This is a genomic window from Streptomyces sp. NPDC087440, from assembly GCF_044744005.1.
Taxonomy (GTDB): domain Bacteria; phylum Actinomycetota; class Actinomycetes; order Streptomycetales; family Streptomycetaceae; genus Streptomyces.
Genome location: NZ_JBIUXN010000015.1, coordinates 91,965 through 115,173, shown reverse-complemented (window position 1 = coordinate 115,173; position 23,209 = coordinate 91,965). Strand labels below are relative to the sequence as shown.

General features: G+C 71.8%; 21 protein-coding genes and 2 tRNA genes. 8 read left to right on the top strand and 15 right to left on the bottom strand.

Translation table 11 applies throughout. The features are described 5' to 3' along the window. Nucleotides 1-2 precede the first annotated feature (2 nt). From ACIO3O_RS27280 to ACIO3O_RS27270, 3 genes are all read right to left on the bottom strand, one after another. Complete coding sequence (locus ACIO3O_RS27280; RefSeq protein ID WP_401750189.1) at nt 3-1,412, bottom strand: NAD(P)/FAD-dependent oxidoreductase; 1,410 nt, start codon at nt 1,410-1,412, stop codon at nt 3-5. Between the two features lie 73 nt (nt 1,413-1,485). After that, nucleotides 1,486-2,370, bottom strand: a complete 885-nt coding sequence (locus ACIO3O_RS27275) for a hypothetical protein (RefSeq protein WP_401750187.1) — start codon at nt 2,368-2,370, stop codon at nt 1,486-1,488. A 170-nt stretch (nt 2,371-2,540) separates the two neighbouring features. Further along, nucleotides 2,541-2,795: a hypothetical protein gene (locus ACIO3O_RS27270; RefSeq protein WP_401750185.1), complete on the bottom strand. Its 255-nt coding sequence runs from the start codon at nt 2,793-2,795 to the stop codon at nt 2,541-2,543. A 365-nt stretch (nt 2,796-3,160) separates the two neighbouring features. Between ACIO3O_RS27270 and ACIO3O_RS27265 the strand changes: the two genes are divergently transcribed. The 5 genes from ACIO3O_RS27265 to ACIO3O_RS27245 all read left to right on the top strand — a co-directional run bounded on the left by ACIO3O_RS27265 (nt 3,161) and on the right by ACIO3O_RS27245 (nt 7,141). Further along, nucleotides 3,161-3,418, top strand: a complete 258-nt coding sequence (locus tag ACIO3O_RS27265; protein WP_401750184.1) for a WhiB family transcriptional regulator — start codon at nt 3,161-3,163, stop codon at nt 3,416-3,418. Between the two features lie 106 nt (nt 3,419-3,524). Then, nucleotides 3,525-5,162, top strand: coding sequence for a GMC family oxidoreductase (locus ACIO3O_RS27260; protein WP_401750182.1), 1,638 nt, complete (start codon nt 3,525-3,527; stop codon nt 5,160-5,162). 17 nt (nt 5,163-5,179) lie between these two features. Further along, nucleotides 5,180-5,248 (top strand) — tRNA-OTHER (locus tag ACIO3O_RS27255). 11 nt (nt 5,249-5,259) lie between these two features. Next, a tRNA-Val gene (locus ACIO3O_RS27250) sits at nt 5,260-5,331 on the top strand. Between the two features lie 475 nt (nt 5,332-5,806). Then, nucleotides 5,807-7,141 carry an SDR family NAD(P)-dependent oxidoreductase gene (locus tag ACIO3O_RS27245; RefSeq protein WP_401750401.1) on the top strand — a complete coding sequence of 445 codons (1,335 nt, stop codon included), beginning with the start codon at nt 5,807-5,809 and terminating at the stop codon, nt 7,139-7,141. Between the two features lie 19 nt (nt 7,142-7,160). Here the strand turns inward: ACIO3O_RS27245 and ACIO3O_RS27240 are convergent, their stop codons facing one another. The 6 genes from ACIO3O_RS27240 to leuA form a co-directional block, all read right to left on the bottom strand. After that, nucleotides 7,161-7,994 carry a hypothetical protein gene (locus ACIO3O_RS27240; RefSeq protein ID WP_401750180.1) on the bottom strand — a complete coding sequence of 278 codons (834 nt, stop codon included), beginning with the start codon at nt 7,992-7,994 and terminating at the stop codon, nt 7,161-7,163. A gap of 49 nt (nt 7,995-8,043) precedes the next feature. Continuing rightward, nucleotides 8,044-8,979, bottom strand: coding sequence for a chitosanase (locus tag ACIO3O_RS27235; RefSeq protein WP_401750178.1), 936 nt, complete (start codon nt 8,977-8,979; stop codon nt 8,044-8,046). Nucleotides 8,980-9,524: 545 nt separating this feature from the next. Further along, complete coding sequence (locus tag ACIO3O_RS27230; protein ID WP_401750177.1) at nt 9,525-10,496, bottom strand: acyl-ACP desaturase; 972 nt, start codon at nt 10,494-10,496, stop codon at nt 9,525-9,527. A gap of 123 nt (nt 10,497-10,619) precedes the next feature. Continuing rightward, nucleotides 10,620-11,399: a dimethylargininase gene (gene ddaH / locus ACIO3O_RS27225; protein WP_401750175.1), complete on the bottom strand. Its 780-nt coding sequence runs from the start codon at nt 11,397-11,399 to the stop codon at nt 10,620-10,622. A 103-nt stretch (nt 11,400-11,502) separates the two neighbouring features. Then, nucleotides 11,503-12,312 carry an ABC transporter ATP-binding protein gene (locus ACIO3O_RS27220; RefSeq protein ID WP_401750173.1) on the bottom strand — a complete coding sequence of 270 codons (810 nt, stop codon included), beginning with the start codon at nt 12,310-12,312 and terminating at the stop codon, nt 11,503-11,505. After that, the gene (leuA, locus tag ACIO3O_RS27215) at nt 12,312-14,015 is read right to left on the bottom strand and encodes a 2-isopropylmalate synthase (protein WP_401750399.1); all 1,704 of its coding nucleotides are present in this window, start codon (nt 14,013-14,015) and stop codon (nt 12,312-12,314) included. The genes ACIO3O_RS27220 and leuA overlap by 1 nt, the downstream gene beginning before the upstream one ends. Before the next feature lie 214 nt (nt 14,016-14,229). Here leuA and ACIO3O_RS27210 point away from each other — a divergent pair, with 214 nt between their 5' ends. Further along, nucleotides 14,230-14,919, top strand: coding sequence for a FadR/GntR family transcriptional regulator (locus tag ACIO3O_RS27210; RefSeq protein WP_401750170.1), 690 nt, complete (start codon nt 14,230-14,232; stop codon nt 14,917-14,919). On the opposite strand, the gene ACIO3O_RS27205 is transcribed toward ACIO3O_RS27210, so the two are convergent. The 5 genes from ACIO3O_RS27205 to ACIO3O_RS27185 form a co-directional block, all read right to left on the bottom strand. Further along, nucleotides 14,916-17,192 (bottom strand): ATP-binding cassette domain-containing protein, encoded by a 2,277-nt coding sequence (locus tag ACIO3O_RS27205; protein WP_401750168.1) that lies wholly within the window; start codon nt 17,190-17,192, stop codon nt 14,916-14,918. The genes ACIO3O_RS27210 and ACIO3O_RS27205 overlap by 4 nt on opposite strands. Before the next feature lie 93 nt (nt 17,193-17,285). After that, nucleotides 17,286-18,932, bottom strand: coding sequence for an ABC-F family ATP-binding cassette domain-containing protein (locus tag ACIO3O_RS27200; protein WP_401750165.1), 1,647 nt, complete (start codon nt 18,930-18,932; stop codon nt 17,286-17,288). A gap of 359 nt (nt 18,933-19,291) precedes the next feature. Beyond that, the gene (locus tag ACIO3O_RS27195; RefSeq protein WP_401750163.1) at nt 19,292-19,702 is read right to left on the bottom strand and encodes an SsgA family sporulation/cell division regulator; all 411 of its coding nucleotides are present in this window, start codon (nt 19,700-19,702) and stop codon (nt 19,292-19,294) included. Nucleotides 19,703-19,820: 118 nt separating this feature from the next. Next, entirely contained in the window at nt 19,821-20,273 is a 453-nt protein-coding gene (locus tag ACIO3O_RS27190; RefSeq protein ID WP_401750161.1) for a (4Fe-4S)-binding protein, read from the bottom strand. 12 nt (nt 20,274-20,285) lie between these two features. Further along, nucleotides 20,286-20,594 (bottom strand): GNAT family N-acetyltransferase, encoded by a 309-nt coding sequence (locus ACIO3O_RS27185; RefSeq protein ID WP_401750160.1) that lies wholly within the window; start codon nt 20,592-20,594, stop codon nt 20,286-20,288. A 124-nt stretch (nt 20,595-20,718) separates the two neighbouring features. Here ACIO3O_RS27185 and ACIO3O_RS27180 point away from each other — a divergent pair, with 124 nt between their 5' ends. After that, complete coding sequence (locus ACIO3O_RS27180; RefSeq protein ID WP_401750396.1) at nt 20,719-21,798, top strand: WD40/YVTN/BNR-like repeat-containing protein; 1,080 nt, start codon at nt 20,719-20,721, stop codon at nt 21,796-21,798. Between the two features lie 317 nt (nt 21,799-22,115). Here ACIO3O_RS27180 and ACIO3O_RS27175 read toward each other — a convergent pair whose 3' ends face one another. Continuing rightward, nucleotides 22,116-22,415 carry a YciI family protein gene (locus tag ACIO3O_RS27175; RefSeq protein WP_401750158.1) on the bottom strand — a complete coding sequence of 100 codons (300 nt, stop codon included), beginning with the start codon at nt 22,413-22,415 and terminating at the stop codon, nt 22,116-22,118. Nucleotides 22,416-22,471: 56 nt separating this feature from the next. On the opposite strand from ACIO3O_RS27175, the gene ACIO3O_RS27170 reads away from it, so the two are divergent. Then, nucleotides 22,472-23,173 (top strand): endonuclease V, encoded by a 702-nt coding sequence (locus ACIO3O_RS27170; RefSeq protein WP_401750156.1) that lies wholly within the window; start codon nt 22,472-22,474, stop codon nt 23,171-23,173. The last annotated feature ends 36 nt before the right edge of the window (nt 23,174-23,209 follow it).

Here is a 23,209-nt window from a genome sequence, read left to right as displayed (position 1 = left end):
GCCTACCGCGGCCCCGCCCCCACCACCTTCTCCCACTCCTCTCGCGCCGGGCCCTCGGCCTTCGGCTCCCAGTCCGGGTGCGCCGCCAGCCACGCGGCCACGTGACTCCGTACCTCCTCGTCCCCGTACGCCGTCGCGGGCAGCTCCCGCAGGTGGCGCACCCGCATCCGGGCCCGGCCCACCACCGGGTCGGTGAGGGCGCAGGCCACCATCGCCGCCCGCTGGCGGGCGAAGCCCGTCGGGGGACCGGGCACACGCTCGGCGTAGCGCCGGCCGACCGCCTCGTCCGTCTGGACCTGCACGTCGAACCACGGGCGGAGCGTCTCCAGCGCCCACGCGTGGTGGGCGGCGGTGAAGTCCGCGCGCGAAGGGTCCTGGTCCGCGACGTGCTCGGCCACCCACCGGGCCGACCACAGGGCCAGCGAAATGCCCTGCGCCATGGTCGGGTTGGTGTGCGTCAGACTGTCGCCGACGTTCAACAGCCCCGCGACGACCGGGCCTTCGTCGTCCACCAGCGAGGTCCAGCGGTTCTCCAGACCGGCCAGCGGCAGCACCCCCGAGAGCGGCGTGGCGTCGACGGCCAGCCACTGGGCCCCGGACGTGTACGTCCGGGCCGCCGCCTCGAAGACCTCCGGGTCCATCAGTGCCGCCCGCGTCGGATCACCCGCGTGCAGGAACAGGGCGACCCCGAACACCCTGTTGTCGGCCGGGAAGACCGCACACCCCCCGAACGTGCCGCCCTCCACCACGGGAGCCCCCTGCACCTCGCCCTCCGCGAGCCGGTACCAGCGGCAGTAGTACACGACCCCGGTGGGATGCCGCTCCACCACCGGCGCACGCCCGCCCCCCTCGACCAACCAGTCGGCCGTACCGCCCCGGCGCCCCGCCGAGTCGACGACCACGTCAGCCGGGTACACGCCGGCGCCCGTCCGGACCCCGCAGACCCGGGGCACACCCCCCGCGTCGACTCCGTCGAAGGCCAGCCCCGTCACCGGCTCCCCGAACCGCAGCTCCGCCCGCGCCTCCGCGCGCAGCGCGTCGTACAGCACGGTCTCCAGCAGGATGCGCCGGGGCTGGAGCAGCACCAGCTCGGCGTCGCCGGGAACGGGCTCGACGCCCCCCTCGTACACACTCATCTCGCGGTACTCGGACGCCCCCCGACGCAACAACTCCTCATAAACATCCGGGAGTTCCGCCATGAGTACGGAACGGGCCGCACCCAGCAGCGTGTGCGGCTGCACCGCCTGCGGGACGGTCCTGGGACGCGACCAGTCGAAGAAGTCGGCGTCGAGATCGCCGCCGGGCGCCCGGGAGTCCTGCTCGAAGAGCGTGACGCCGTGCCCCCGACGGGCCAGCAGCAGCCCCGTCGCCAGTCCGGCGATCCCGCCGCCGATCACTGCGAAGTCGGTCATGTGGGTTACTCCTCGCGGCAGTCGGCGTCGGACGTCCCTTCCCTCCCCACCGAACACCCCCTCCGAACCCGTCTCACCGCGCGAGATCCACCACTCCCCACTGCCCGCCGCGCCCGGCCTGCACGTACAGCCGCGCGCCCCGGCAGACCACCCGGCGCCGCCCGAGCGGGCCGCCGTCCTGGTGGATCAGGCGGGTCTCGCGCAGGGGTTCGACGGCCTCGGGGTCGAGTGTGCACAGCAGCAGGTTGTCGGCGGCGCCGAGGTAGCCGCCGAAGAAGGCGACCCGGTCGCCGTGCACGGCGACACCCCTCGCGCCGTGCACCGGGGCGGGACGCGGCGCCCCCAAGGCGTCGTTCCGTACGTCGAAGAGTGCGAAGCCCGTGTAGGGGCAGGTCCAGGCCGTACGGTCGTGGACGTTCAGGGCGTAACACGCGGAGATCCACTCCCGCCCGGCACCGCCCTCGTACTCCCACACCGGCTCCCCGGTGCTGCTGAACCGGCGCAGGCCCGCGGCGGAGAGCGGATCGTCGCCGTAGATCCCCTCGTCGAAGTAGCCCACCCACACGTCGCCCGCCTCGTCGGCGAGCAGGTGCTCGATGCCGTCGCCCACGGGGAAGCTCCCCGCGCGGCGGCCGAGCGCGTCGAAGACCTGGGCGTTCTCCTCGCCCGGCGCGCACCGTGCGTCGGCGAGCACGAAGCCGCCGTGCGGCAGCGCGTCCAGCCTGGCGGAGCGCCGCGACGGTGTGGCGAGGTGGGTCTCCCGGGCCGTGCCGTCGGCGACGGTGACGACGAGCGACTCGTGGTGTGCCATGGGCGGGTCGTTGTCGGCGGGGGCCAGCAGCCAGTGCGCCCGACCCCACACGTCGACCGTGCTGGTGACGATCCGTCGGCCCTTGTACCGGCGGGGGAGCCGGGCGTACGGGAGTAGACGGGTGGTGGCGGGGCGGAGTGTTCTCACGGGCGGGACGTCGGGCACGGGTGGGACTCCAGGAGGGTACGCAGGAAGGCGGCGGCCTGTTCGGGGGGTGGTGCGTCGGTCGGAGGGAGGGTGAGGTCGAGGTGGCGGCGGTCGGGAAAGACGCAGCGGACGCTGAGCGAGTCGCTGCGCCACCAGTAGCGGTACCCGGTTCAGCCCCGTGCGGCGAAGGGGCGTTCGGTCTCGACGCGGGCGCGGATCAGGCGCATGACGGTGCGCGTCGGGCATTCCCACGCGTGGTCGTCGCGGGCCGACTCCAGGACGTACAGGTACTGCTCGCGCTCGAAGCGGAAGTGGTACGGAGCCACGGGCGGCCCGTGCATGTCGGGGCGCAGGCGTGCCTGCCAGTCGACGTAGCCGGGCTCCGGCGTCGAGATGCGGACCGGGAGGCCGCAGCACTCCGGCACACAGCGGTGGCCGCAGGCGATGTCGGTGCGGCGGGGTTCGGCGGTCGGCCACAGTGGGGCGCCGGGGCCGAACAGGCAGGGTGCGCGAAGGGTCCTCGGGCGGGCGGACGAGGAGACGCAGACTCAGCGTCTGGACGCCGAACGACGGAACGTGGGTCGACGGAGCGTGGGCGCGGACACGCGCGCGCCTGCGATGCCTACGCGGCATCGGCCTTTCGGGTTACGGTCAGCACGGTCATGGGGGAATCCTCCACGACACCCGGGGCCGGTGCAATGGGGTTCGGCGGTGGGCCCTGATCAGGCACTGACGATGCATTGATCAAGCGTTGATCGAATGTTGATCGGAAGCGGGCAGCGTGTGCGGCATGCCGATCAACGCCATCCTCCCCGCCGCCGACGCGCTCTCCTGGCAGGAGAGCGCCCTGTGTGCCCAGACCGGGCCCGAGTTCTTCTTCCCCGAGCCCGGCAGCTCCACCCGCGAGGCCAAGCAGCTCTGTGGCGCCTGCGACATGCGTGCCGCCTGCCTGGACTACGCCCTCACCCACGACGAGCGCTTCGGCGTCTGGGGCGGGCTCTCCGAGAAGGAGCGGTATTCGCTGCGCCGCGCCCGGGAAACCCGCTAGTACCCACTGGTAACACGGCGCGCGGGCGGTCATGCTGGGGCACCGGCACGTCCATGCCGCACTCGTGAGGTCCACGAGTCCGCAACCGCCTTACCAGGGAGTCGTGTTGAGTCGCCGCAAGCAACCCACCGCGCAGAGGCCGGGCGCCGCGCACCGGTACGACTATCTCGTCGTCGGCGCCGGATCGGCGGGCTGCGTGCTCGCCGCCCGGCTCTCCGAGGACCCCTCCGTGCGGGTCGCGCTCATCGAGTCCGGCGGCCCCGACCGCCGCGCCAAGCCGGAGATCCGGATACCCGCGGCCTTCCCCAAGCTGTTCAAGACCCCGTACGACTGGGACTTCAGCACCACCAAGCAAGAGGCCCTGGACGGGCGGGAGTTGTACTGGCCGCGCGGGCACATGCTCGGCGGCAGCTCGTCCATGAACGCCATGATGTGGGTGCGCGGCCACCGCGACGACTACGACGTCTGGGGCGAGGCGGCCGGGCACGAGTGGGGGTACGACGCGTTCGTACGGTACTTCCGGCGCGCCGAGCGGTGGACCGGCCCCACCCCCGCCCGCACCGTGTACGGCACCGAGGGCCCGCTCTTCATCTCGCCGCCCCGCGACCCCAGCCCGCTGACCGCCGCGTTCCTCGACGCCTGCCGCGAGGACGGACTGCGGGAACTGCCCGAGCTCAACGGCCCCGACCACAGCGGCTTCGCCGTCACCCCGCTCAACCAGCGGCGCGGCAGCCGCTGGAGCGCCGCCGACGGCTACCTGCGGCCCGCCCGCCGCCGCCCCAACCTCGACGTCTTCACCGGCGCCCGGGTACGACGGCTGCGCTTCGCACCCGGCACCGACCGGGTCGTCGGTGTCGAGGCCGACGGCGTGCCCGGCCTGCTCACCGCCCGCCGCGAAGTCGTCCTCAGCGCCGGGGCGATCGGCTCCCCGCACCTCCTGCTGCACTCCGGCATCGGCGACGCCGACGAACTGCGCGCCCTCGGCATCGCACCCCGCGTCGCCTCGCCCGGGGTGGGCCGCCACCTCCAGGACCACCTCTCTACCGCCGTCACCCTGCGCTGCCCCGACCCGATCACCCTCACCGGCGCCGACACCCCCGCCAACCTGGCCCGCTATCTGCTCGCCGGGCGCGGACCGCTCACCTCCAACGTCGCCGAGGCCATCGCCTTCGTGCGCAGCGGCCCCGAACTCGACACCCCCGACCTGGAACTGATCTTCGCCCCGGTGCCGTTCGTCGGACACGGGCTCACCCCGCCCACCGAACACGGGCTCACCATCGGCGTCGTCCTCCTCCAGCCCGCCAGCACCGGCCGCATCACCCTCACCGGCCCCGACCCGGACGCCCCGCCGCGCATCGACCCCGGCTACCTCACCGACCCCGACGGCTCCGACCTGCGCCGACTCGTCGCCGGGGTGCGGCGCGCGGAGAGCCTCTTCGCCGGGCGCGCCCTGGCCCCGTACACCAGCGGCCCCACGGGCCTCTACCCGGGCGTCGTCGACGACGCCGCCCTGACCGCCGCCCTGCGCGGCTCGCTGGAGACCCTCTACCACCCCACCGGCACCTGCCGGATGGGCCGCGACGCGGGGTCGGTCACCGACCCTCGACTGCGGGTCAGGGGGGTGGAGGGGCTGCGGGTGGTCGACGCGTCCGTGATGCCGCAGATCACGCGCGGGCACACCCACGCGCCGACCGTCGCCCTCGCGGAGAAGGCCGCCGAACTGCTGCGCGAGGACGCCCGTTAGGATCGCCCCGGCCCCTCGGGAACGTAGCGCAGAGGCAGGCGCACTCATCCGCAGATGAGACACGCCGGTTCGAATCCGGCCGACCGGTGGGCCGGGCGGTCCCGTAGCGCAGAGGCAGGCGCGCTCATCTGACAGGTGAGACACGCCGGTTCGAATCCGGCCGGGGCCGCCGCCCCACGCGTCCGCGCGGGCAGCGGGGTAACTCGGGTGACGTCGCCCACGTCGTACGGGCACCATGCGAGGGGAGAACACCCGCACGGGGGAGCCATAAGCAGGCACGGGGCACGGGGGTACGTATGCGCACGCACAGCGACAGCGAGTTGACGGAGGTGCCCGGGGGGCCGATGCGGCGGCCGGTACCGGGCGACGCGCCGCCGATGCAGCGGCCGGTACGGGGCGACACGCCGCCGTCCGGGGCGGTGGGCCGGACAGGCCCGGGGCCGTCGTCCGGTGCGTCGTCCGAAAGCGAGGCCGTCTCGCCGCCCGGAGGTGTCGCCGTGTCGCTGCCCGGGGGTGAGGTCGGGCCGCTGCCCGGGGGTGAGGTCGTTTCGCTGTCCGAGAGCGTCGGCGTGTCGCCGTCCGGGGGTGAGGTCGGGTCGCGGTCCGGGAGCGTCGACGCGTCGCCGTCCGCGCAGGCGGCCGTCGTGCTGTCCGAGGCGGAGATCGCCGCCTTCGACCGTACGATCGCCCGCCTGCGCACCCTGCCCGCCGACGACCCGGTCCGGCTGCGCACCGAGCGCGTCGCCGGGACGTTCGTCCGCGAGGGGCGGCACCGGCGGCGCAAGGTGCGCAAGGAGCTCGCCCGGCAGGCCGACGCCGCCGTGATCGCCCGCGCCGTGACCGGTGCGGCCGACCGCCGGGAGGACGCGCCGCTGGCCCTGCCCGAGAAGGCCTCGCCCGGCGACTTCGTGCGGCCGCGCCGCTGCTACGTCTGCAAGCAGTCGTACCGGCAGGTCGACGCCTTCTACCACGCGCTGTGCCCGGACTGCGCGGCGGACAACACCGCCCGCCGCGCCCTGACCACCGACCTCTCCGGCCGCCGCGTCCTGCTCACCGGCGGCCGGGTCAAGATCGGCTTCCAGCTCGCCCTGATGATGCTCCGCGACGGCGCCGAACTGACCGTCACCTCCCGCTTCCCGCACGACACATGGCGCCGCTTCCGGGCCGCCGAGGGCAGCGCGCAGTGGCTCGACCGGCTCACCGTCGCCGCCGTCGACCTGCGCGACCCGCGCCAAGTCCTCGGCCTGTGCGAGCAGTTGAAGGAGCGGGGTGAACCGCTGGACATCCTCGTCAACAACGCCGCCCAGACGATCCGCCGCCCGCCCTCCTCGTACGCCCCGCTCATCGAGGGCGAGCGCGGCGCGCTGAGTGCCGGGCCCACCCTGCGGGCCCCCGGCTTCACCCCGATGGCGGCTGAACTCTCCCCGGCACGGGGCGCGTTGGCCCTCGTACTGCCGACGGAGACGGACGAGGCGGGGCTGCTGCCCGACGTGTCGCCCGCGAACTCCTGGTCCGCCCGGCTCGGCGGCCTCGACCCGGCGGAACTCCTGGAGACCCAGCTCGTCAACGCCCTCGCGCCCGCCCTGCTCTGCGACCGGCTGCTGCCGCTGCTGCTGGCCTCGCCGCAGCCGCGCCGGTACGTCGTCAACGTGACCGCCGTGGAAGGGAGGTTCGCCGTACGCAAGAAGACCGGCGGCCACCCGCACACCAACATGGCCAAGGCCGCCCTCAACATGCTCACCCGCACCAGTGCGCAGGAACTCAGCCTCCAGGGCGTGCACATGTGCAGCGTCGACACGGGCTGGATCACCGACGAGAACCCCGCGCCGGTCAAGGCCCGCACCGCCGCCCGGGGCTTTCGCACCCCGCTGGACATCGTGGACGGGGCGGCCCGCGTGTACGACCCGATCGTGCGCGGGGAGGCGGGGGAGCCGGTGTCGGGGGTGTTCCTCAAGGACTACCGGGCGGCGGACTGGTGAGCGGCCGGGCCCGGCGGGCTCACCGCCCGTTGACCCCCTTGTGCACCGCGTCGAAGAGCTCCGGCACCGTCCCGGTCCACCGCGGCACCAGATAGGCCGTCCAGGCCCAGGCGTTCGGGTCCGTGCCGAGCCGCTCGCGCACCAGCTGCCGCAGCGGAGCCCTGGCCTCCGAGCGGGAGGGGAAGTGCACGACGCCCTGGTGCAGGACGGTCAGCGCGGTCTGCCCCCACCGCCCGTGGAGCAGCAGGTCGAGAGGGCTGTCGAAGATTCCGGCCCGCCGCATCCGCCGGGTGAAGCCGGGGACGGTGTGGAAACCGGCCCGTGCCCAGTCCGGACAGTCGGGGCGCCGCGCCAGTGCCCACCGGGCGTACCCGGGCAGCGGCTCGTTCCGGTCGGCCCGCACGACCGTGCCCCAGTCCGCACGGCCGACCCGGCACGCGATCCTCTTCCCCGCCTTCATCGTGGTCACGGCCCGCAGGGCGGCCTCCAGTGCGGCCGGGTCGTCGAAGCGGACCTCCTCCGGCCGGACCTCCCGGTCCTGCCGCACCTCGTCCGCGACGGGCAGCGGGCCGCGCGCCGTCCCGAAGGGCAGCCCGCGCCTGATCTCGTCGCGCAGCACACCCCGCGGGCCCGACGCGTAGACGATCGCGTTCAGCTCGGGGTCGTCCTCCTGGAGCGTCCACATCCAGGCGGACGACCGCAGGTCCGTCCAGGTGCACCAGGACGGCCGGGGTTCGAACGGGTTGTCGCGCAGCTGCTCCTCGACCCGTCGTGCGATCGGCTCCCGGTGTCCGGGCTCGGCCAGGGACACCAGGAACTCCAGCTCGAAACCGCCGTTGCGAGCCCCGAACACGACCGCCCCCTGCCGCCGATGCCACTGCCCGGACGTCACTGCCTGGACGTCACTGGTTGATGCTGAAGTCCTCTTCGTACATCTTCCACTTCAGCGGCAGCTTCAGGTCCATGTTTCCGTCCTTCAGGAACACCCGCTGGGCGGTGTCGATGCGGGACGTGTCGTTCAGCGTCTTCTTCGTCCGCAGCACCTCGCGCGTCTCGTCGAGGAACGCGTTGAGGTACGCCTTCTCCGCCTTCAGCTTCGAGGCCTTGTCGTCCTTGCCGCCCAGCTCGGACGGCGTCTTGACCTTCGCGCGCGCCGAGTCCCGGATGCCGTAGAAGCCGCGCTTGTCGACACCGGGGCCGTGCAGGACCATCGCGTCGTAGTAGATGAACTGGCCGAGCGTGCCCAGACCGTCCATCTTCGCGAGGTCGACCGCAGGCTTGAAGTAGTACTTGTCGCGGGCCGCGTCCTGCGCCTTGATGAAGTCGTTCTCCTTCGCCGCCTGCTTCCACGCCTTGGTGAAGCCGGGGTCCAGGCCCTCGTGCGAGGCGGTCCCGTCGACCTCCACGAGCGCGGGGATGTAGGAGGCGAGCGGGTTGTTCGGGTGCGTCTTGGTGTAGTCCTGGATCAGCTGCAGCATGTCGTGCGTGCCGGAGGTGAAGCCGATGACACCGGCCGTGTAGCCGTTGCCGTCCTTGACGTCGCGGATGTTCGCGTACTGGCCCTGCCAGTGCGTCGTCGAGTTCTCCGCGGTGGAGATGATCTGCGCGGCCCGGTCCTTGAGGACGGGGTCGGCGAGACCCGGAGGCAGCTTGGCTATCACCTCCTGGTCGGTCTTCGGCTTCTTCGCCTCGTCGGGCTTCGGGTCGTCGGCGGTCGTCTCGGTCGACCAGGGGTCGACGTAGATGGGGTCGTCCCCCTTGGGAGCGCCGCCGAAGGCCGCGGTGGCGACGATGGCGACCGGGGCGCCGATGAGGACTAGACGGGTGAGAGGTTTCACTCGAACAGATTACGTGGCGCGTGCGGTGCTCCTGCGAGGAGATCCCCCCTCCCGCCCCACCCATGCGGTGGGCCGCATCGCTCCCGGCGGGGACAATTGCCCCAAGTCTCCCACCGTACGGAATCGGACCGACCGGCTTCTCGCCGTCCTGGAACCGCTTCCGCACCCGTGACGTCTGCGTCAACTGGCCCTGTTCGCACAGGACTTGACCCCCTTGGGGGCTGCGGCCGGTCCTCGGTGAACTGGAGGGATGCGGTCCGTACGGGAGAGGTCTGGCGGTCGTCGCGGCGCCGGCGGGAGGGTGCGCGGAATGGGGTGCGGCCCACCTCGGGGAACCGGATCGTTACGTGCGCCCGGTACAGGTGCTGGGCCAGGGGGCGGCACCCGGGTGGGCCCGGAGCGGGAGGGGCCGCCCCCTTGCCCGCCCGTTCCGCCCCCGGGGGGCGGCCCCGCCGCCCAAGGGGGCTCGGGGGGAGCCCCAAGGGGGCGCGGGGGGGGCAAGGGGGCGCTGGCAGCGGTCGGGCGTCGGGAGGGCCCCGGTCGGGTCAGAGGCCTCGGGCGGACCGGCGGGCCAGGCGGGCCGCGAGCTTCTCGTCGAACTTCTTGGCCTCGGAGTCCAGTCCGCCCATGTAGAGGCCGAGCTCCTCCTGGGCCTTCAGCCCCTCCGCCCCGAGCCCGTCGATGTCCAGCACCTTCAGGAACCGCAGCACCGGCTGGATCACGTCGTCGTGGTGGATGCGGATGTTGTACACCCCACCGATCGCCATCTGCGCCGCCGCCCGCTCGAACCCGGGCATCCCGTGCCCCGGCATCCGGAAGTTGACCACGACGTCCCGCACGGCCTGCATGGTCAGGTCCGGCGCGAGCTGGAAGGCGGCCCCGAGCAGGTTCCGGTAGAAGACCATGTGCAGGTTCTCGTCGGTGGCGATCCGCGCCAGCATCCGGTCGCACACCGGGTCCCCGGACTGGTGCCCGGTGTTCCGGTGCGAGATCCGGGTGGCCAGCTCCTGGAAGGCCACGTACGCCACCGAGTGCAGCATCGAGTGCCGGTTGTCCGACTCGAAGCCCTCGCTCATGTGCGCCATCCGGAACTGCTCCAGCTTGTCCGGGTCCACCGCCCGCGAGGCGAGCAGGTAGTCACGCATGACGATGCCGTGGCGCCCCTCCTCGGCGGTCCAGCGGTGCACCCAGGTGCCCCAGGCGCCGTCGCGGCCGAAGAGGGACGCGATCTCGTGGTGGTAGCTGGGCAGGTTGTCCTCGGTCAGCAGGTTCACCACGAGGGCGATCTTGCCGATCTCGGTGACCTTGGACTGCTCGGGCTCCCACTTCTCCCCGTCCTCGAAGAACCCGGGGAAGTTCCGGCCGTCGCTCCACGGGACGTACTCGTGGGGCATCCAGTCCTTGGTGACCTTCAGGTGGCGGTTGAGTTCCTTTTCCACCACCTCTTCCAGCGCGAACAGCAGCTTGGCGTCGGTCCACGCCTCCGAGCTGCCGAGGTGGGGAGAGGTGATCGTCACGGGTACTCCAGGGGGGTGGGGACGAAGGCGGTTACCTACGGCTTCGTAGGTTACGAGACCGTAGGTTAAGCGTGGCGTGAGCGCTGAGCCAAGTCCCCGTCCGTTCCGTCCTGCTACGCACCGTTATGTATGCAGGTCACGCAGTCGGACCGAGAGGCATGTCACGCATCCCTCCAGCTTTTCGAACTCGCTGATGTCCACCGGTACGGGTGTGAAGCCGAGGTCCGCGAACAGTTCGGCCGACTTGGGGGCGCTCGCCGCCATCAGCACCGAGTTCCCGTCGAGCACGACCACATGCGCTCCGGCCTCCTCCGGTACGGCCAGGAACCGGGGAAAGGCCGTCACGCTGTCCACCAGTGGCTCGTACCCCACCACCGTCCCGTCCGGCAGCGCGGTCACCGCCGACTTCAGGTGCAGCACCCGGCTCACGGGCACCGCCACCACCCGCGCCCCGAGCGGTTCGAACGCGGCCCGAAGCTGGCGCACCCCCTCCGCGTTGGTGCGCCCCCCTCGCCCCACGTACACGGTGTCGCCGACCTTGAGCACGTCACCGCCGTCCAGCGTCCCGGGCTCGCGCACCCGGTTCACCGAGCACCCGAGCCGCTCCGCCAGCACCTCCTCCACGGCAGGCGTCTCCGGCCTCCGCGACGCTGCCCCCGACCGCCCGATCAGCGCGACGTTCCGGAACACCACCACCGTGTCCTCGACGAACACCCCGTCCGGGCAGTCGTCGGCCGGAGGTGTCTCCACGGTCTCCCACCCGTGGGCACGCAGCGCCGCCCCGTACTCCGCCCACTGGGCGAGCGCCAACTCCACGTCGACCGGCTGCCGTTCGACATGCGTCACCAGCCCTTCGGCGAGACGCGGGCTCGGGCGACGGACAAGGGCCTTCTTGCTGGGCACGGGGCAACTCCGATACGTCGAAGGGTCACCGGACCCGGCACGACGACGGGCCCGCCGCTCGAACGTATCGAACGACGGGCCCGTGACCAGGGGTATGCAGCCGTCAGCCGGTGACGACCGCGCCCCGCCGCGTCCGCACGCTCCACCGCCCCTCGTCGCGCCGCAACCGCACCGGGTGCGCGAAGCACGCGCTGACCAGGTCGTCCGTCAGCACCCGCCCGACCGGACCGGAGGCCAGGCACACGCCGTCCCGCAGCAGCATTGCGTGCGTCGTCCCCGAGGGCAGTTCCTCCAGGTGATGCGTCACCAGGACCGACGCCAGCTCCGGGCGGCTCTCTCCCAACGCGTCCAGCCGGTCCACGAGTTGCTCGCGCCCGACCAGGTCGAGACCGGTCGCTGGCTCGTCGAGGAGCAGCAGGCGCGGGCTGGGCATCAGGGCCCGAGCGACCAGGGCCCGGCCCCGCTCACCCTGCGACAGCGTCGGCCAGCGGGCCCGGTCGCGCTCCTTCAGCCCGAGCAGGGCGATGAGGTGGTCCGCGTACCGTTCCTGCTCGTCGGAGGGACGCCAACGAGGCACCGGCTCAATGGAGTTGGTGAGCCCGGTCAGGACGACGTCCCGTACTCGCAGCGGCGACCGCAGCGGGTGGCGCGGGTCGACATGGCCGACGTACGAACGCAATGCGCGCAGATCGATGCGGCCCAGCTCGTGCCCCAGCACCTCGACGCGCCCCCGGGTGGGGTGCGCGAGCGCGCCCAGCAGGCGCAGCAGGGTGGTCTTGCCCGCCCCGTTCGCGCCGAGCAGGGCCCAGTGCTCGCCCGGGCGGACAGTGAGCGAGATGTCGGACAGCAGGGTGTTGCCGTCGCGCACGAAGTCGACGTGGTCGACCCGCAGCACATCCTGACGGCTCGTCATCATGCCTCCTTGCGTGCCCGGTTGGCTGCCGAGAGGACCGCTAGGACGGACGCCGTCAGCACCGACGTGTCCTGGCCCGCACCCCACAGGACCGTCGAGCCGATCCGGCACTCCACGTACGCGACCGCAGGGCTGCCCTGCCCGGCCGCCGTCGAGTGCTCGAAGTAGCTGAGCACCTCCACGGCGATCCCGGCCTCGGCCAGCGCTGCCGTGAACGCGGCGACCGGACCGTTCCCGGTCCCCTTGAAGCGCGCCGGCGGCCCGCCGTCCACGCTGATGTCGCACACCGACTCGTGCTCACCCGGCGCGACTTCGCGCGTCTCCCACCAGGGAACGGCCACCGCCCCACCCGTACCCGCCGCCAGATACGTCGTACGGAACAGCTCCCACAGCTCCTCCGCGCTCGCCTCGCGGCCGCTGTCGTCCGTCGCCCGCTGCACGGCCCGGGAGAACTCCGGGCGCATCCCTCGCGGCAGGTCGATCCCGTACCCCTTCTCCAGCAGGTACGCGATCCCACCCTTGCCGGACTGGCTGTTGACCCGGATCACCGCCTCGTAGCTGCGCCCGATGTCGGCGGGGTCGATCGGCAAGTACGGGACGGACCACGGCAGTTCACGCTCGGGGACGCGCTGCTCGGCTGCCTGCCGGGCGTGTTCCGCGAAGCCCTTGCTGATGGCGTCCTGGTGGGTGCCGGAGAACGCGGTGTGCACCAGGTCGCCCGCGTACGGGTGGCGGACCGGTACCGGCAGCCGGTTGCAGTGCTCCACGACCTCGCGGACCGCGTCGATGTCCGAGAAGTCGATCATCGGGTCCACGCCCTGGGTGTGCAGGTTGAGGGCGAGGGTGACCAGGTCGACGTTGCCGGTGCGCTCACCGTTGCCGAACAGGCAGCCCTCGACGCGCTGCGCGCCCGCCAGCACGGCGAGTTCCGCGCAGGCCACGCCCGTGCCGCGGTCGTTGTGCGGGTGCACGGACAGGATCACGGAGTCCCGCCGGTCCAGGTGCCGGTCCAGGTAGGCGATCTGGTCGGCGTACACGTTCGGCGTGGCGATCTCCACGGTCGCCGGGAGGTTGTGGATCACGGGCCGGTCGGGGGAGGCGTCCCACAGCTCGGTCAGCCCGTTGCAGATCTCCAGGACGAAGTCCGGCTCGGTGAGGTTGAAGACCTCCGGCGAGAACTGGAAGCGGATGTCCGCGTCCGGCCGCCGCCCGGCCAGCCGCAGGACGTCCGTCGCACCCTCCCTGATCAGTGCGTGCACCTCCGCCCGCGACCGGCCCAGCACAACATCCCGCCAGGCAGGGGCAGTTGCGGTGTAGAGGTGGACCACCGTTCGCGGCAGGCCCTCGATGGACTCGTACGTCCGCTCGATCAGATCGCGCCGGGCGGGCGTGAAGACCACCGTCGTCACGTCGTCCGGCACCGCGCCGCTCGTCGCCAGATGCCGTACGAAGTCGAAGTCGGTGCGGCTCGCCGAGGGATAGCCGATCTCGATCTCCTTGTAGCCCATGGCCACCAGCAGATCGAACAGCTTGCGCTTGCGGCCGGTGTCCATCGGTTCGGCCAGCGCCTGGTTGCCGTCGCGCAGATCGACCGGCACCCACAGCGGGGCCCGCTCGATGCGGCGGGAGGGCCAGGTACGGTCGGCGTCCGCAAGCGGCACGGCGACGCGCTCGTGGGCGGGCCGGTAGCGGTGCGAGGGCATGGGGCTGGGCTGTTGCGGATTCCAGGTGTGCACGGGGAAACGTCTTCCTTCGGTCGTCCGGGCCGTCCAGGGGCCGACCGGCAGCACGGCACCCCGCGGCGGGGTGCCGGTCGGCTCAGACCCCGCCGCGGCAGCCGAGAAGAAGACCGCAGAAGCGCATGGCGGCTACACTAACCACACCACAAGTCCTCAGACAACCTGACAGGTGAAACGCATGCCGCTCGGCTCCCTCCGCCCAACACCCCTGGTGGAACAGGCCATTGCGCAGCTCCGCGAGCAGATCACCGGCGGCCACTGGCCCGTCGGCACCAAGATCCCGGGCGAGACGACCCTCGCCAAGACGCTCGGCGTGGGCCGCTCCACCGTCCGCGAGGCCCTGCGCGCCCTGGCCGAGGCGGGCCTGCTGCGCGCCCGTCAGGGCTCCGGGGTCTTTGTCCTCGCCACCGAGCCGGAGGAGGACTGGCCGACCCGGCTGCGCCGGGCGGAGATCACCGACGTGTACGAGGTCAGAATGCTGGTCGAGGTCCAAGCCGCCCGGCTCGCCGCCGAACGCCGCACCGAGGACGACGTCACCGCGCTCCGGGCGGCGATGGACGCGCGCCGGGCTGCCGTGCCCGGCGGGGACGCGGCCTTCGTCGACGCGGACATCGCACTGCACGCGGTGGTGGTCGACGCCGCGCACAACCCTGTGCTGTCCTCGCTGTTCGCCGAGTTCCGGCCGGTGCTGCGGGCCGGGCTGATCGACATGGTCGCGCTGACCGGCCTGCGCGAGCGGGACCGGGGCTGCGGCGAGGCGGGCCACGAGGAATTGGTGGAGGCGGTGGTACGGGGAGACGCCGACGCCGCCGGTCGTGCCCTCCAGACCGAACTGGAGGGCACGCAGGCGCTGCTCACGTCCCTCTAGCCGCGATCCGAGACGTCCCGTCGCAAATGGGCTGCTGTGAAGGACGTCTGATGTTCCATCAGATCCTGCGGTGTCCCCTCGAACACGATCTCGCCGCCGTGCTTCCCGCCGTCCGGGCCCAGGTCGATCACCCAGTCGGCGCGCTTCACCACGTCCAGGTTGTGCTCCACGCAGATCACCGAGTTCCCCGCGTCGACCAGTCGGTCCAGCAGGGTGACCAGGGTGTCGACGTCCGCCATGTGCAGCCCGGTCGTCGGCTCGTCCAGCACGTACACGCTGCCCGTGCGGTGGAGTTGCGTCGCCAGCTTGATGCGCTGGCGCTCACCGCCCGACAGCGAACCGATCGGCTGCCCGAGCGCGAGATACCCGAGCCCCACCTCGTGCAGCGTCTCCAACTTCCGTACCACCGAAGCCTCTTCGAAGAACTCCCGCGCCCGGTCCACCGGCATCGCCAGCACGTCCACGATCGAGAGACCGCCCAGCCGGTGCTCCAGTACCTCCTCGCCGAACCGCCGCCCCTCGCACTCCGGGCACACCGTCGTCACCGGGTCCATGAAGGCCAGGTCGGTGTGCAGAACACCCCGCCCGGAGCAATTCCCGCACGCACCAGTAGAGTTGAAGGAGAAGAGCGCCGCACTCACCCCGTTCGCCTGGGCGAACATCTTGCGGATCGTGTCCATGATGCCGACGTACGTCGCCGGGGTGGACCGGGACGACACCCCGATCGCCCCCTGGTCGATGACGATCGCCTCCGGATGGCCGGCCGTGAACACCTCCGACACCAGCGTCGACTTCCCCGACCCCGCCACCCCCGTCACCACGGTCAGCACCCCGGTCGGGAAGGCGGTGTCGACGCCTTTGAGGTTGTGCAGCGCGGCCCCGGTCACCGGCAGCCACCCGGTGGGGGAGCGGAACGCCTCCTTGAGCGGAGTCCGCCGCCGCAGACACCGGCCCGTCAGCGTGTCCGCCTCCCGCAGCCCGGCCACCGGACCCTCGAAGACCACCAGCCCGCCGTCGACACCCGCACCCGGACCGATGTCCACGACATGATCCGCGACTGCCATCACGTCCGGGTCGTGCTCCACGACCAGCACCGTGTTGCCCTTGTCCCGCAGCCGCACCAGCAGGTCGTTCAGCCGCCCCACGTCACGCGGGTGCAGCCCCACGCTCGGCTCGTCGAAGATGTACGTCAGCCCGGTCAGCGAACTCCCCAGGTGCCGCACCATCTTCAGCCGCTGCCCCTCGCCGCCGGACAGCGTCGTGGTCTCCCGGTCCAGGCTCAGATACCCGAGCCCGATCCCCACCAGCCGCTCCAGCCGCTCCCGGGCCGCCGCGGCGATCGGCGCGCCCACCGGGTCGTCGATCCCGGCCAGCACCTCCACCAGGTCCGCGACCTCCATCGACACGTAGTCCCGTACGGACAGCCCGCCGATACGGTACTTCCGTGCGGCCTCGTTCAACCGCGCCCCTCCGCACGCCTCGCAGACACCCTCGACCGTCAACGCGTCCGCCGCCTCACGGGACTTGGCGGACAGCGAGCCGGTGTCCCGCTTGAGGAAGAGCCGCTCGAACCGGTTCACCAGCCCCTCGGAGTCCACCTCGGCGGTGCCGGACTGCATCCGCAGCGTCACCTTGGTGCCGTCCGCGCCCCGCGCCCCGTACAGCAGGCGCTCCCGCTCCTCGGGGGTGTAGTCGCGCAGTGGCTTGTCCGGGTCGAAGAGGTCGTTGTGCGCGTACAGTTTCCACTGCCAGCTGCCGACCGAGGAGCCCGGTACCCGCAGCGCGCCCCCGTTCAGCGACTTCGACCAGTCGATCGCCCGGTCCAGATCGAGGCGCACCGTCTTGCCGACGCCGTCGCAGGCCGGGCACATGCCGCTCGGGTCGTTGAAGGAGTACGCCGTCGCCGGACCGGCGCTCGGCACCGAACACCGGGAGAACAGCACCCGGATGATCGCGTAGATGTCCGTCATCGTGCCGACGGTGGAGCGGACGTTGCCGCCGATCGGCTTCTGGTCGACGACGATCGCCACCGACAGGTCGTCGATCGCGTCCACGAGCGGCCGCTCGTACTTCGGCAGCCGGTTGCGGACGTACCAGGTGAAGGTCTCGCCCAGCTGGCGCTGCGACTCGACCGCGATGGTGTCGAAGACGACGGAGGACTTGCCGGACCCGGAGACACCGGTGAAGACGACGATCTTTCCTTTGGGGAGCGCGAGGGAGACATCCCGAAGATTGTTCTCCCGCGCGCCCGTGACCACGATGTTCGATGCCATGACATCGACGCTAGGAGCAATACCGGACACCTTCTGTCGGGTATCACACTGATTCTGCCGCGAGCGGCCGGGCAGGCGCACCGGCCCGCGGCCTCACTCCTCCACCATGGCCTCCTCCTCGGCCTCCGGCTCCGCTCCCAGGTGCAGCCGCCGGGTGATCCCGATCGACTCCAGGAACGGTTCGTCGTGGCTCGACACGATCAGCGCGCCCTCGTACGCCCGCAGCGCCTCCGTCAACTGGCGCACGCTCGCCAGGTCGAGGTTGTTCGTCGGCTCGTCCAGCATCAGCAACTGCGGGGCCGGATCCGCCAGCAGCAGCGCCGCCAGCGTCGCCCGGAAGCGCTCGCCGCCGGACAGCGTGCCGACCGCCTGGTCCGCCTTCGCGCCCTTGAACAGGAAGCGCGCCAGCCGAGCCCTGATGAGGTTGTTCGTCGCACCCGGCGCCATCAGCGCCACGTTCTGCGCGACGCTCAGCGAGTCGTCCAGTACATCGAGGCGCTGCGGCAGGAAGCGCGTCGTGACCTTCGTCTCGACCTCGCCCGACACCGGCTCCAACTGCCCCGCGATCGTGCGCAGCAGGGTCGTCTTGCCCGCCCCGTTGCGCCCGGTCAGCGCCACCCGCTCGGGTCCGCGCAGCTCGAACTCACCGGGCAGGGAGGCCCCGTACGGCATCTCCAGATCCCGTACGAGGAGGACGCCGCGCCCCGGATGGACCGTCGTGTACGGCAGCTCGACGCGAATCTCGGCGTCCTCGCGCACCAGCTCCTCGGCCTCGCCGAGCCGTTCGCGTGCCTCCTTCAGCTTCTCGGTGTGCATGATCTTGTGCTTGCCCGCCGACTCCTGGGCCGACCGCTTGCGCAGGCCCATCACGATCTTCGGCTCGCGCTTCTGGTCGTACATCTTCTGCCCGTACCGCTTGCGGCGGGCCAGTTTGACCTGGGCGTCGGCAAGTTCCCGCTTCTGCTTCTGCACGTCCGCCTCGGCGACGCGCACCATGCGCTCCGCCGCCTCCTGCTCCACGGCGAGCGCCTCCTCGTACGCGGAGAAGGTGCCCCCGTACCAGCGGACCTCGCCGTCGCGCAGATCGGCGATCTGGTCGACGCGCTCCAGGAGTTCCCGGTCGTGACTGACCACGACGAGGACGCCCGACCAGGCGGACACGGCGTCGTACAGCCGCTGCCTGGCGTACAGGTCGAGGTTGTTCGTCGGCTCGTCCAGGAGCAGGACGTCGGGGCGGCGCAGCAGCAGGGCCGCGAGGCGCAGCAGGACGGACTCGCCGCCCGACACCTCGCCGATGGTGCGGTCCAGGCCGATGTGGCCGAGGCCGAGCCCGTCCAGGGTGGCCCGGGCGCGCTCCTCGACGTCCCAGTCGTCGCCGACGGCGTCGAAGTTCGCCTCGCTCGCGTCGCCCGCCTCGATGGCGTGCAGCGCGGCCCGCTTCCCGGCGATCTCCAGGGCCTCGTCGACCCGCAGTCCGGTGTCGAGCACCAGGTTCTGCGGCAGGTAGCCGATGCTTCCGGCGGACTTCACCTTGCCGCCGGTCGGTGTCAGCTCTCCGGCGAGGAGCTTCAGCAGGGTGGACTTGCCCGAGCCGTTGACGCCGATGAGGCCGGTGCGGCCGGGGCCGACGGCGAGCTGGAAGTCGTCGAACACGGGAGTGCCGTCGGGCCAGGAGAAGGAGAGGGCGGTGCAGGTCAGCGACGCGCTCTGCGACTGTGCAGGCGAAGGGTAGGTAGACAAAAGGGCCTCCAGGTTGCGGTGAGTGGTGCGGAGCAACTGGTGGAGACACCGGCAGGGCGTGAAGACCTCAGGTCGGCAGGGCCAGGACGAGGCAAGGGCTCAAGAACTGCGGAGAGAGGCCCTGAAGCGAAGAAGACGGCTCGAACGCCGAGGTCGCACACGGCACGCGGAACATTGCAGCCCCCCACGGGTGGCTGCCTCGCGGCACGGTGTCCCAGACCTCAGACGAGCAACGTCCTTCTCCATTCGACGGCAACAGGGCGAAACGAACCGTACGCCCGCCCCCCGGCGGACGCAAACGATTAACGGCACCAGCGCCACGCGGCCGCGCAAGTGCGGAGGAATCAACTGCGGAGGGTTCAACTGCTGAGGAGCTGCGCCAGATCCTGATCGACGTCGAGATAGAGGTGCTCGGAACCCGTCGGCACCAGTTCCTGCGTCTGCTTCAGGAAGCGCCGCAGCTCCGCCGTGCGGATGTGCACCATGGCCACGCCCTCCGTGGCGTGCAGCTCCAGCACGGTCCGCCCGTATCCGTACGGCCGCAGCTGTACGTCACCCACACCGGCCGACTCGTCGAGGCCGGAGGCCAGCAGTTCCCGCGCGAACGTCCACACCACCTCGACGCCCTCCAGCGTCGCCGGGGGCGGGAAAGTCATGTGCACGGCAAACGGGTCCGCGCGGTCGTAGCCGAGCGTCGCGGGGACGTTCTCCAGCTGCGGCGCGGAGGAAATCAGACGGGCCTGCACGGCCTGCTCGATGACGGTGGACAAGGCCAGCACCTCTCATGCTCGGTGGATGCGTCCTGCCGTCCAAAAAGACGTCGGAACGCGCGAATCCGTGCACACGAACCAGGCGTGACCTGCGTCACCCACGTCCGGTGCTGCAAGATCACGTCGTGCCGCAGACACCTGCGTGGTCGCAGTACGGCTGGTTCCCGCTGGCACCGCAGCCACACAGCATCACCCGTGTCTCGTCGTGGGGACCCTGTGAACCGTCGACCCTCAGATCTCCTCTTACGAACAACTGACCCACCCCATTGCGGGTGATCACCGTGGGGTGCTCGGCCGTCTCCGGCGGCCCGTCCCGCAGCCGGTAGCGGAGCGCGCCGCTCGGGCAGCGCCGGATCACCTCGGCGACGTCCTCGGGGGCCGCCGCGTCCGGTGTGATCCAGGGGCGTTTCTGGAGGTCGAAGACCTCCGGCAGCCCGCGCACGCACTCTGCTGCGTGCAGACAGCGGCCGGGCCGGAAGGTGACGTCGACCTGCTCGCCCCGGTACTCCTTCTCGCCCGGGTGTTCCTTGCCGCCCCCGTGCTCCTTGTCCTGCGGCGCCTGCTCGCTCATGGCCGGGCCGCCTCAGTCCGTGACCGAGCTGCGGCTCTGGTAAAGCAGGTCCGCGTACTCCGGATGGCGTTGCAGCCAGGCCGTGTAGAAGGGGCAGACCGCCAGCACGCGCAGGCCCTCGGCCCGTGCCGCGTCCAGCGACACCCGGACCAGGGTGCCGCCGACGCCCTGCCCCTCGTGGGCGGGCTCCACCTCGGTGTGCACGAAGGCGATCAGTTCGGGCGTACGGATGTACTGGGCGATGCCCGCAATCTTCTCCGCCCCGTCGACCCGGGCCTCGTACCGTCCGGCTTCCCGCGCATCCACGACGTCGACCGCCATCTCATCGCCTCCTCGGCTCTGAGCCCACCATAGGAACGGGCGCCCCGGCCCGCACTCTGGACGACAGCAGTCCGGTCGGCTAGCTTCCAGCGCCATGAGGGGTATGGGGAAGACGAGACGAATGATGGCCGTGGGACTGAGTGCGGCGGCGGTGGCCGCGGCACTTGGCTCCGCACCGGCGCAAGCGGCGTCGACGGCACCGGCCGCACCGGCCGACCGGGCCCACACGCCCGCCGGGTGGCGGCTGGGCGACACGGGTGTGACGGACGTACGGTTCCGGGGCCTGGCGGCGGTGGACCGCCGGACGGCGTGGGTGGCGGGCTCGAAGGGCACCGTGCTGCGTACCGCCGACGGGGGGCGCACCTGGCGCAACGTTTCTCCGCCGGGAGCGGGCGAGCTGGAGTTCCGGGACGTGGAGGCCTTCGACGGCCGGCGTGCGGTGGTGCTGGCGATCGGCGAGGGCGAGGCGTCGCGGACGTACCGCACGGAGGACGGCGGCCGCACCTGGAAGGAAACCTTCCGCAACCCCGACCCGAAGGCCTTCTACGACTGCCTCACCTTCTTCGACAGCCGCAACGGCCTGGCGATGAGCGACCCGGTCGACGGCAAGTACCGCATCCTGTCGACCTCCGACGGCGGCAGGTCCTGGAAGGTTCTCCCCAACAAGGGCATGCCGGACGCCCTGCCGGGCGAGGCGGGCTTCGCGGCGTCGGGCCAGTGCCTGGTGAGCAACGGCTCGCGGGACGTGTGGCTGGCCACCGGCGGGGCCTCCCGGGGGCGGGTCCTGCACTCCGCCGACCGGGGCCTGACCTGGAAGGCCACCGACGTGTCCATCCCGGCCGGCGACCCGGCCCGGGGCGTGTTCGGCGTGGCCTTCCGCGACCGGGAGCACGGCATCGCGGTCGGCGGCGACTACCGCGCGGGACAGCCGTCACCGCAGGCTGCCGCGGTCACCGGGGACGGGGGCCGCACATGGAAGGCCTCCGCCGTGCCGCCGGCGGAGTACCGCTCGGGGGTCACCTGGCTGCCCCACTCGCGCTCGGTCGCGCTGGCGGTGGGTCCGACGGGGACGGACGTGACGCTGAACGCGGGCCGCTCGTGGCGGAAGATCGACGGGGGCTCGTACGACACGGTGTCGTGCACGGAGGACTTCGGGTGCTGGGCGGCGGGGGAGAAGGGGAGGGTGGCGAGGCTGGAGTTCTGAGCGGGCCGCGGGCCGCTTGGGCGCGGGGCGGGCGGGGTCGGGTCGGCACCCGGTGCCGGGGCGGGGTTCTGTGCGGGTGCGTCGTGGCTGGTCGCGCCCACGCGGCGGAGCCGCACATCGACACAGCCCCGCGCCCCTGATATGCCTGCCCTTCGGGCGGCATTCAGGGGCGCCACAGCCCGCGCCAGGCACTTCAGCCCGTCCGGCGTTTGAGGACGCGCGGCGGAGCCGGGCAGGGGGCGAGGGGCGTAGCCCCGTCTTGGGCAGCAGCCACCCGAAGCCCCGCAGGTGACAGGCCCCGCCCCCCCCCGGAGGGTCTAGGCGACCGGAGCCTGGCGGTAGGGCTCCAGGCCCGGGACCGTCTTCGTGGCGGCGAATTCCGTGATGCGGTACGCGCAGACGCCGCCCGTCGTGAAGGGGTCCTCCGCCACGACGGCCTCGATCTCCGCCCGCGAGTCCGCGACCGCGAGAATCACCCCGCCGTCCCTCGACTGCTTGCGCCCCGACGCGAGGAAGACCCCCGTCTCGTACTGCGCGTCCAGCCACGCCACGTGATCGGTTCTCAGCGCGTCCACCTGCTCGACAGGTGCGGTGTAGGTCAATTCGAGTACGAACATGGCCGCCACCCTACCGAGGCCCCTTGTCAGACCCACGTCCTACAGTGGCGAGCACGATGAACCACTCACCGCTCGACGAAGCCACCGCCCGCTCCGTCCAGGACGAACTCCGCGCCCGGGTCGTCCTCGACGAGCCCGGACCGCCCCCCGGCACGGGGCATGTCACGGGCGTCGACGTGGCGTACGACGACGAGCGCGACGTCGTCGTGGCCGCCGCCGTGGTGCTCGACGCGGCGACGCTCGCCGTGGTCGAGGAGGTCACGGCCACCGGCCGCGTGGAGTTCCCGTACATACCGGGGCTGTTGGCCTTCCGGGAGATTCCGACGGTGCTGGCGGCCCTGGAGCGCCTCACCGCCGACCCGGGTCTCGTCGTGTGCGACGGGTACGGGCTGGCACACCCGCGCCGCTTCGGCCTGGCCAGCCACCTCGGCGTACTGACCGGCCTGCCCACCCTGGGCGTCGCGAAGAACCCGTTCACCTTCACGTACGAGCAACCCGGCCCCGCCCGCGGCGACCGGACACCCCTGCTCGACGCGCGGGACGGCACCGAGGTCGGCCGCGCCCTGCGCACCCAGCCCGGGGTGAAGCCGGTGTTCGTCTCCGTCGGCCACCGGATCTCGCTGGACAACGCCTGCGCGCACACGCTGCACCTGGCCGCCTCCTACCGCCAGCCGGAGACCACCCGCCGCGCGGACTCCCTGTGCCGACGCGCACTGGCCGAAGCGACGGGCGAGCAGAAGCAACAGGCGTGTAACTGAGTACATGTACGGATGTTGAAATCGATTTCCCGGGAC

Coding starts and splice junctions, on each gene's coding strand:
- ACIO3O_RS27280 (WP_401750189.1), bottom strand. CDS start 1,412: ATGACCGACTTCGCAGTGATCGGCGGCGGGATCGCCGGACTGGCGACG.
- ACIO3O_RS27265 (WP_401750184.1), top strand. CDS start 3,161: ATGCCGATCAACGCCATCCTCCCCGCCGCCGACGCGCTCTCCTGGCAG.
- ACIO3O_RS27220 (WP_401750173.1), bottom strand. CDS start 12,312: ATGACGAGCCGTCAGGATGTGCTGCGGGTCGACCACGTCGACTTCGTG.
- leuA (WP_401750399.1), bottom strand. CDS start 14,015: ATGCCCTCGCACCGCTACCGGCCCGCCCACGAGCGCGTCGCCGTGCCG.
- ACIO3O_RS27210 (WP_401750170.1), top strand. CDS start 14,230: ATGCCGCTCGGCTCCCTCCGCCCAACACCCCTGGTGGAACAGGCCATT.
- ACIO3O_RS27205 (WP_401750168.1), bottom strand. CDS start 17,192: ATGGCATCGAACATCGTGGTCACGGGCGCGCGGGAGAACAATCTTCGG.
- ACIO3O_RS27190 (WP_401750161.1), bottom strand. CDS start 20,273: ATGAGCGAGCAGGCGCCGCAGGACAAGGAGCACGGGGGCGGCAAGGAA.
- ACIO3O_RS27185 (WP_401750160.1), bottom strand. CDS start 20,594: ATGGCGGTCGACGTCGTGGATGCGCGGGAAGCCGGACGGTACGAGGCC.
- ACIO3O_RS27180 (WP_401750396.1), top strand. CDS start 20,719: ATGGCCGTGGGACTGAGTGCGGCGGCGGTGGCCGCGGCACTTGGCTCC.
- ACIO3O_RS27175 (WP_401750158.1), bottom strand. CDS start 22,415: ATGTTCGTACTCGAATTGACCTACACCGCACCTGTCGAGCAGGTGGAC.
- ACIO3O_RS27170 (WP_401750156.1), top strand. CDS start 22,472: ATGAACCACTCACCGCTCGACGAAGCCACCGCCCGCTCCGTCCAGGAC.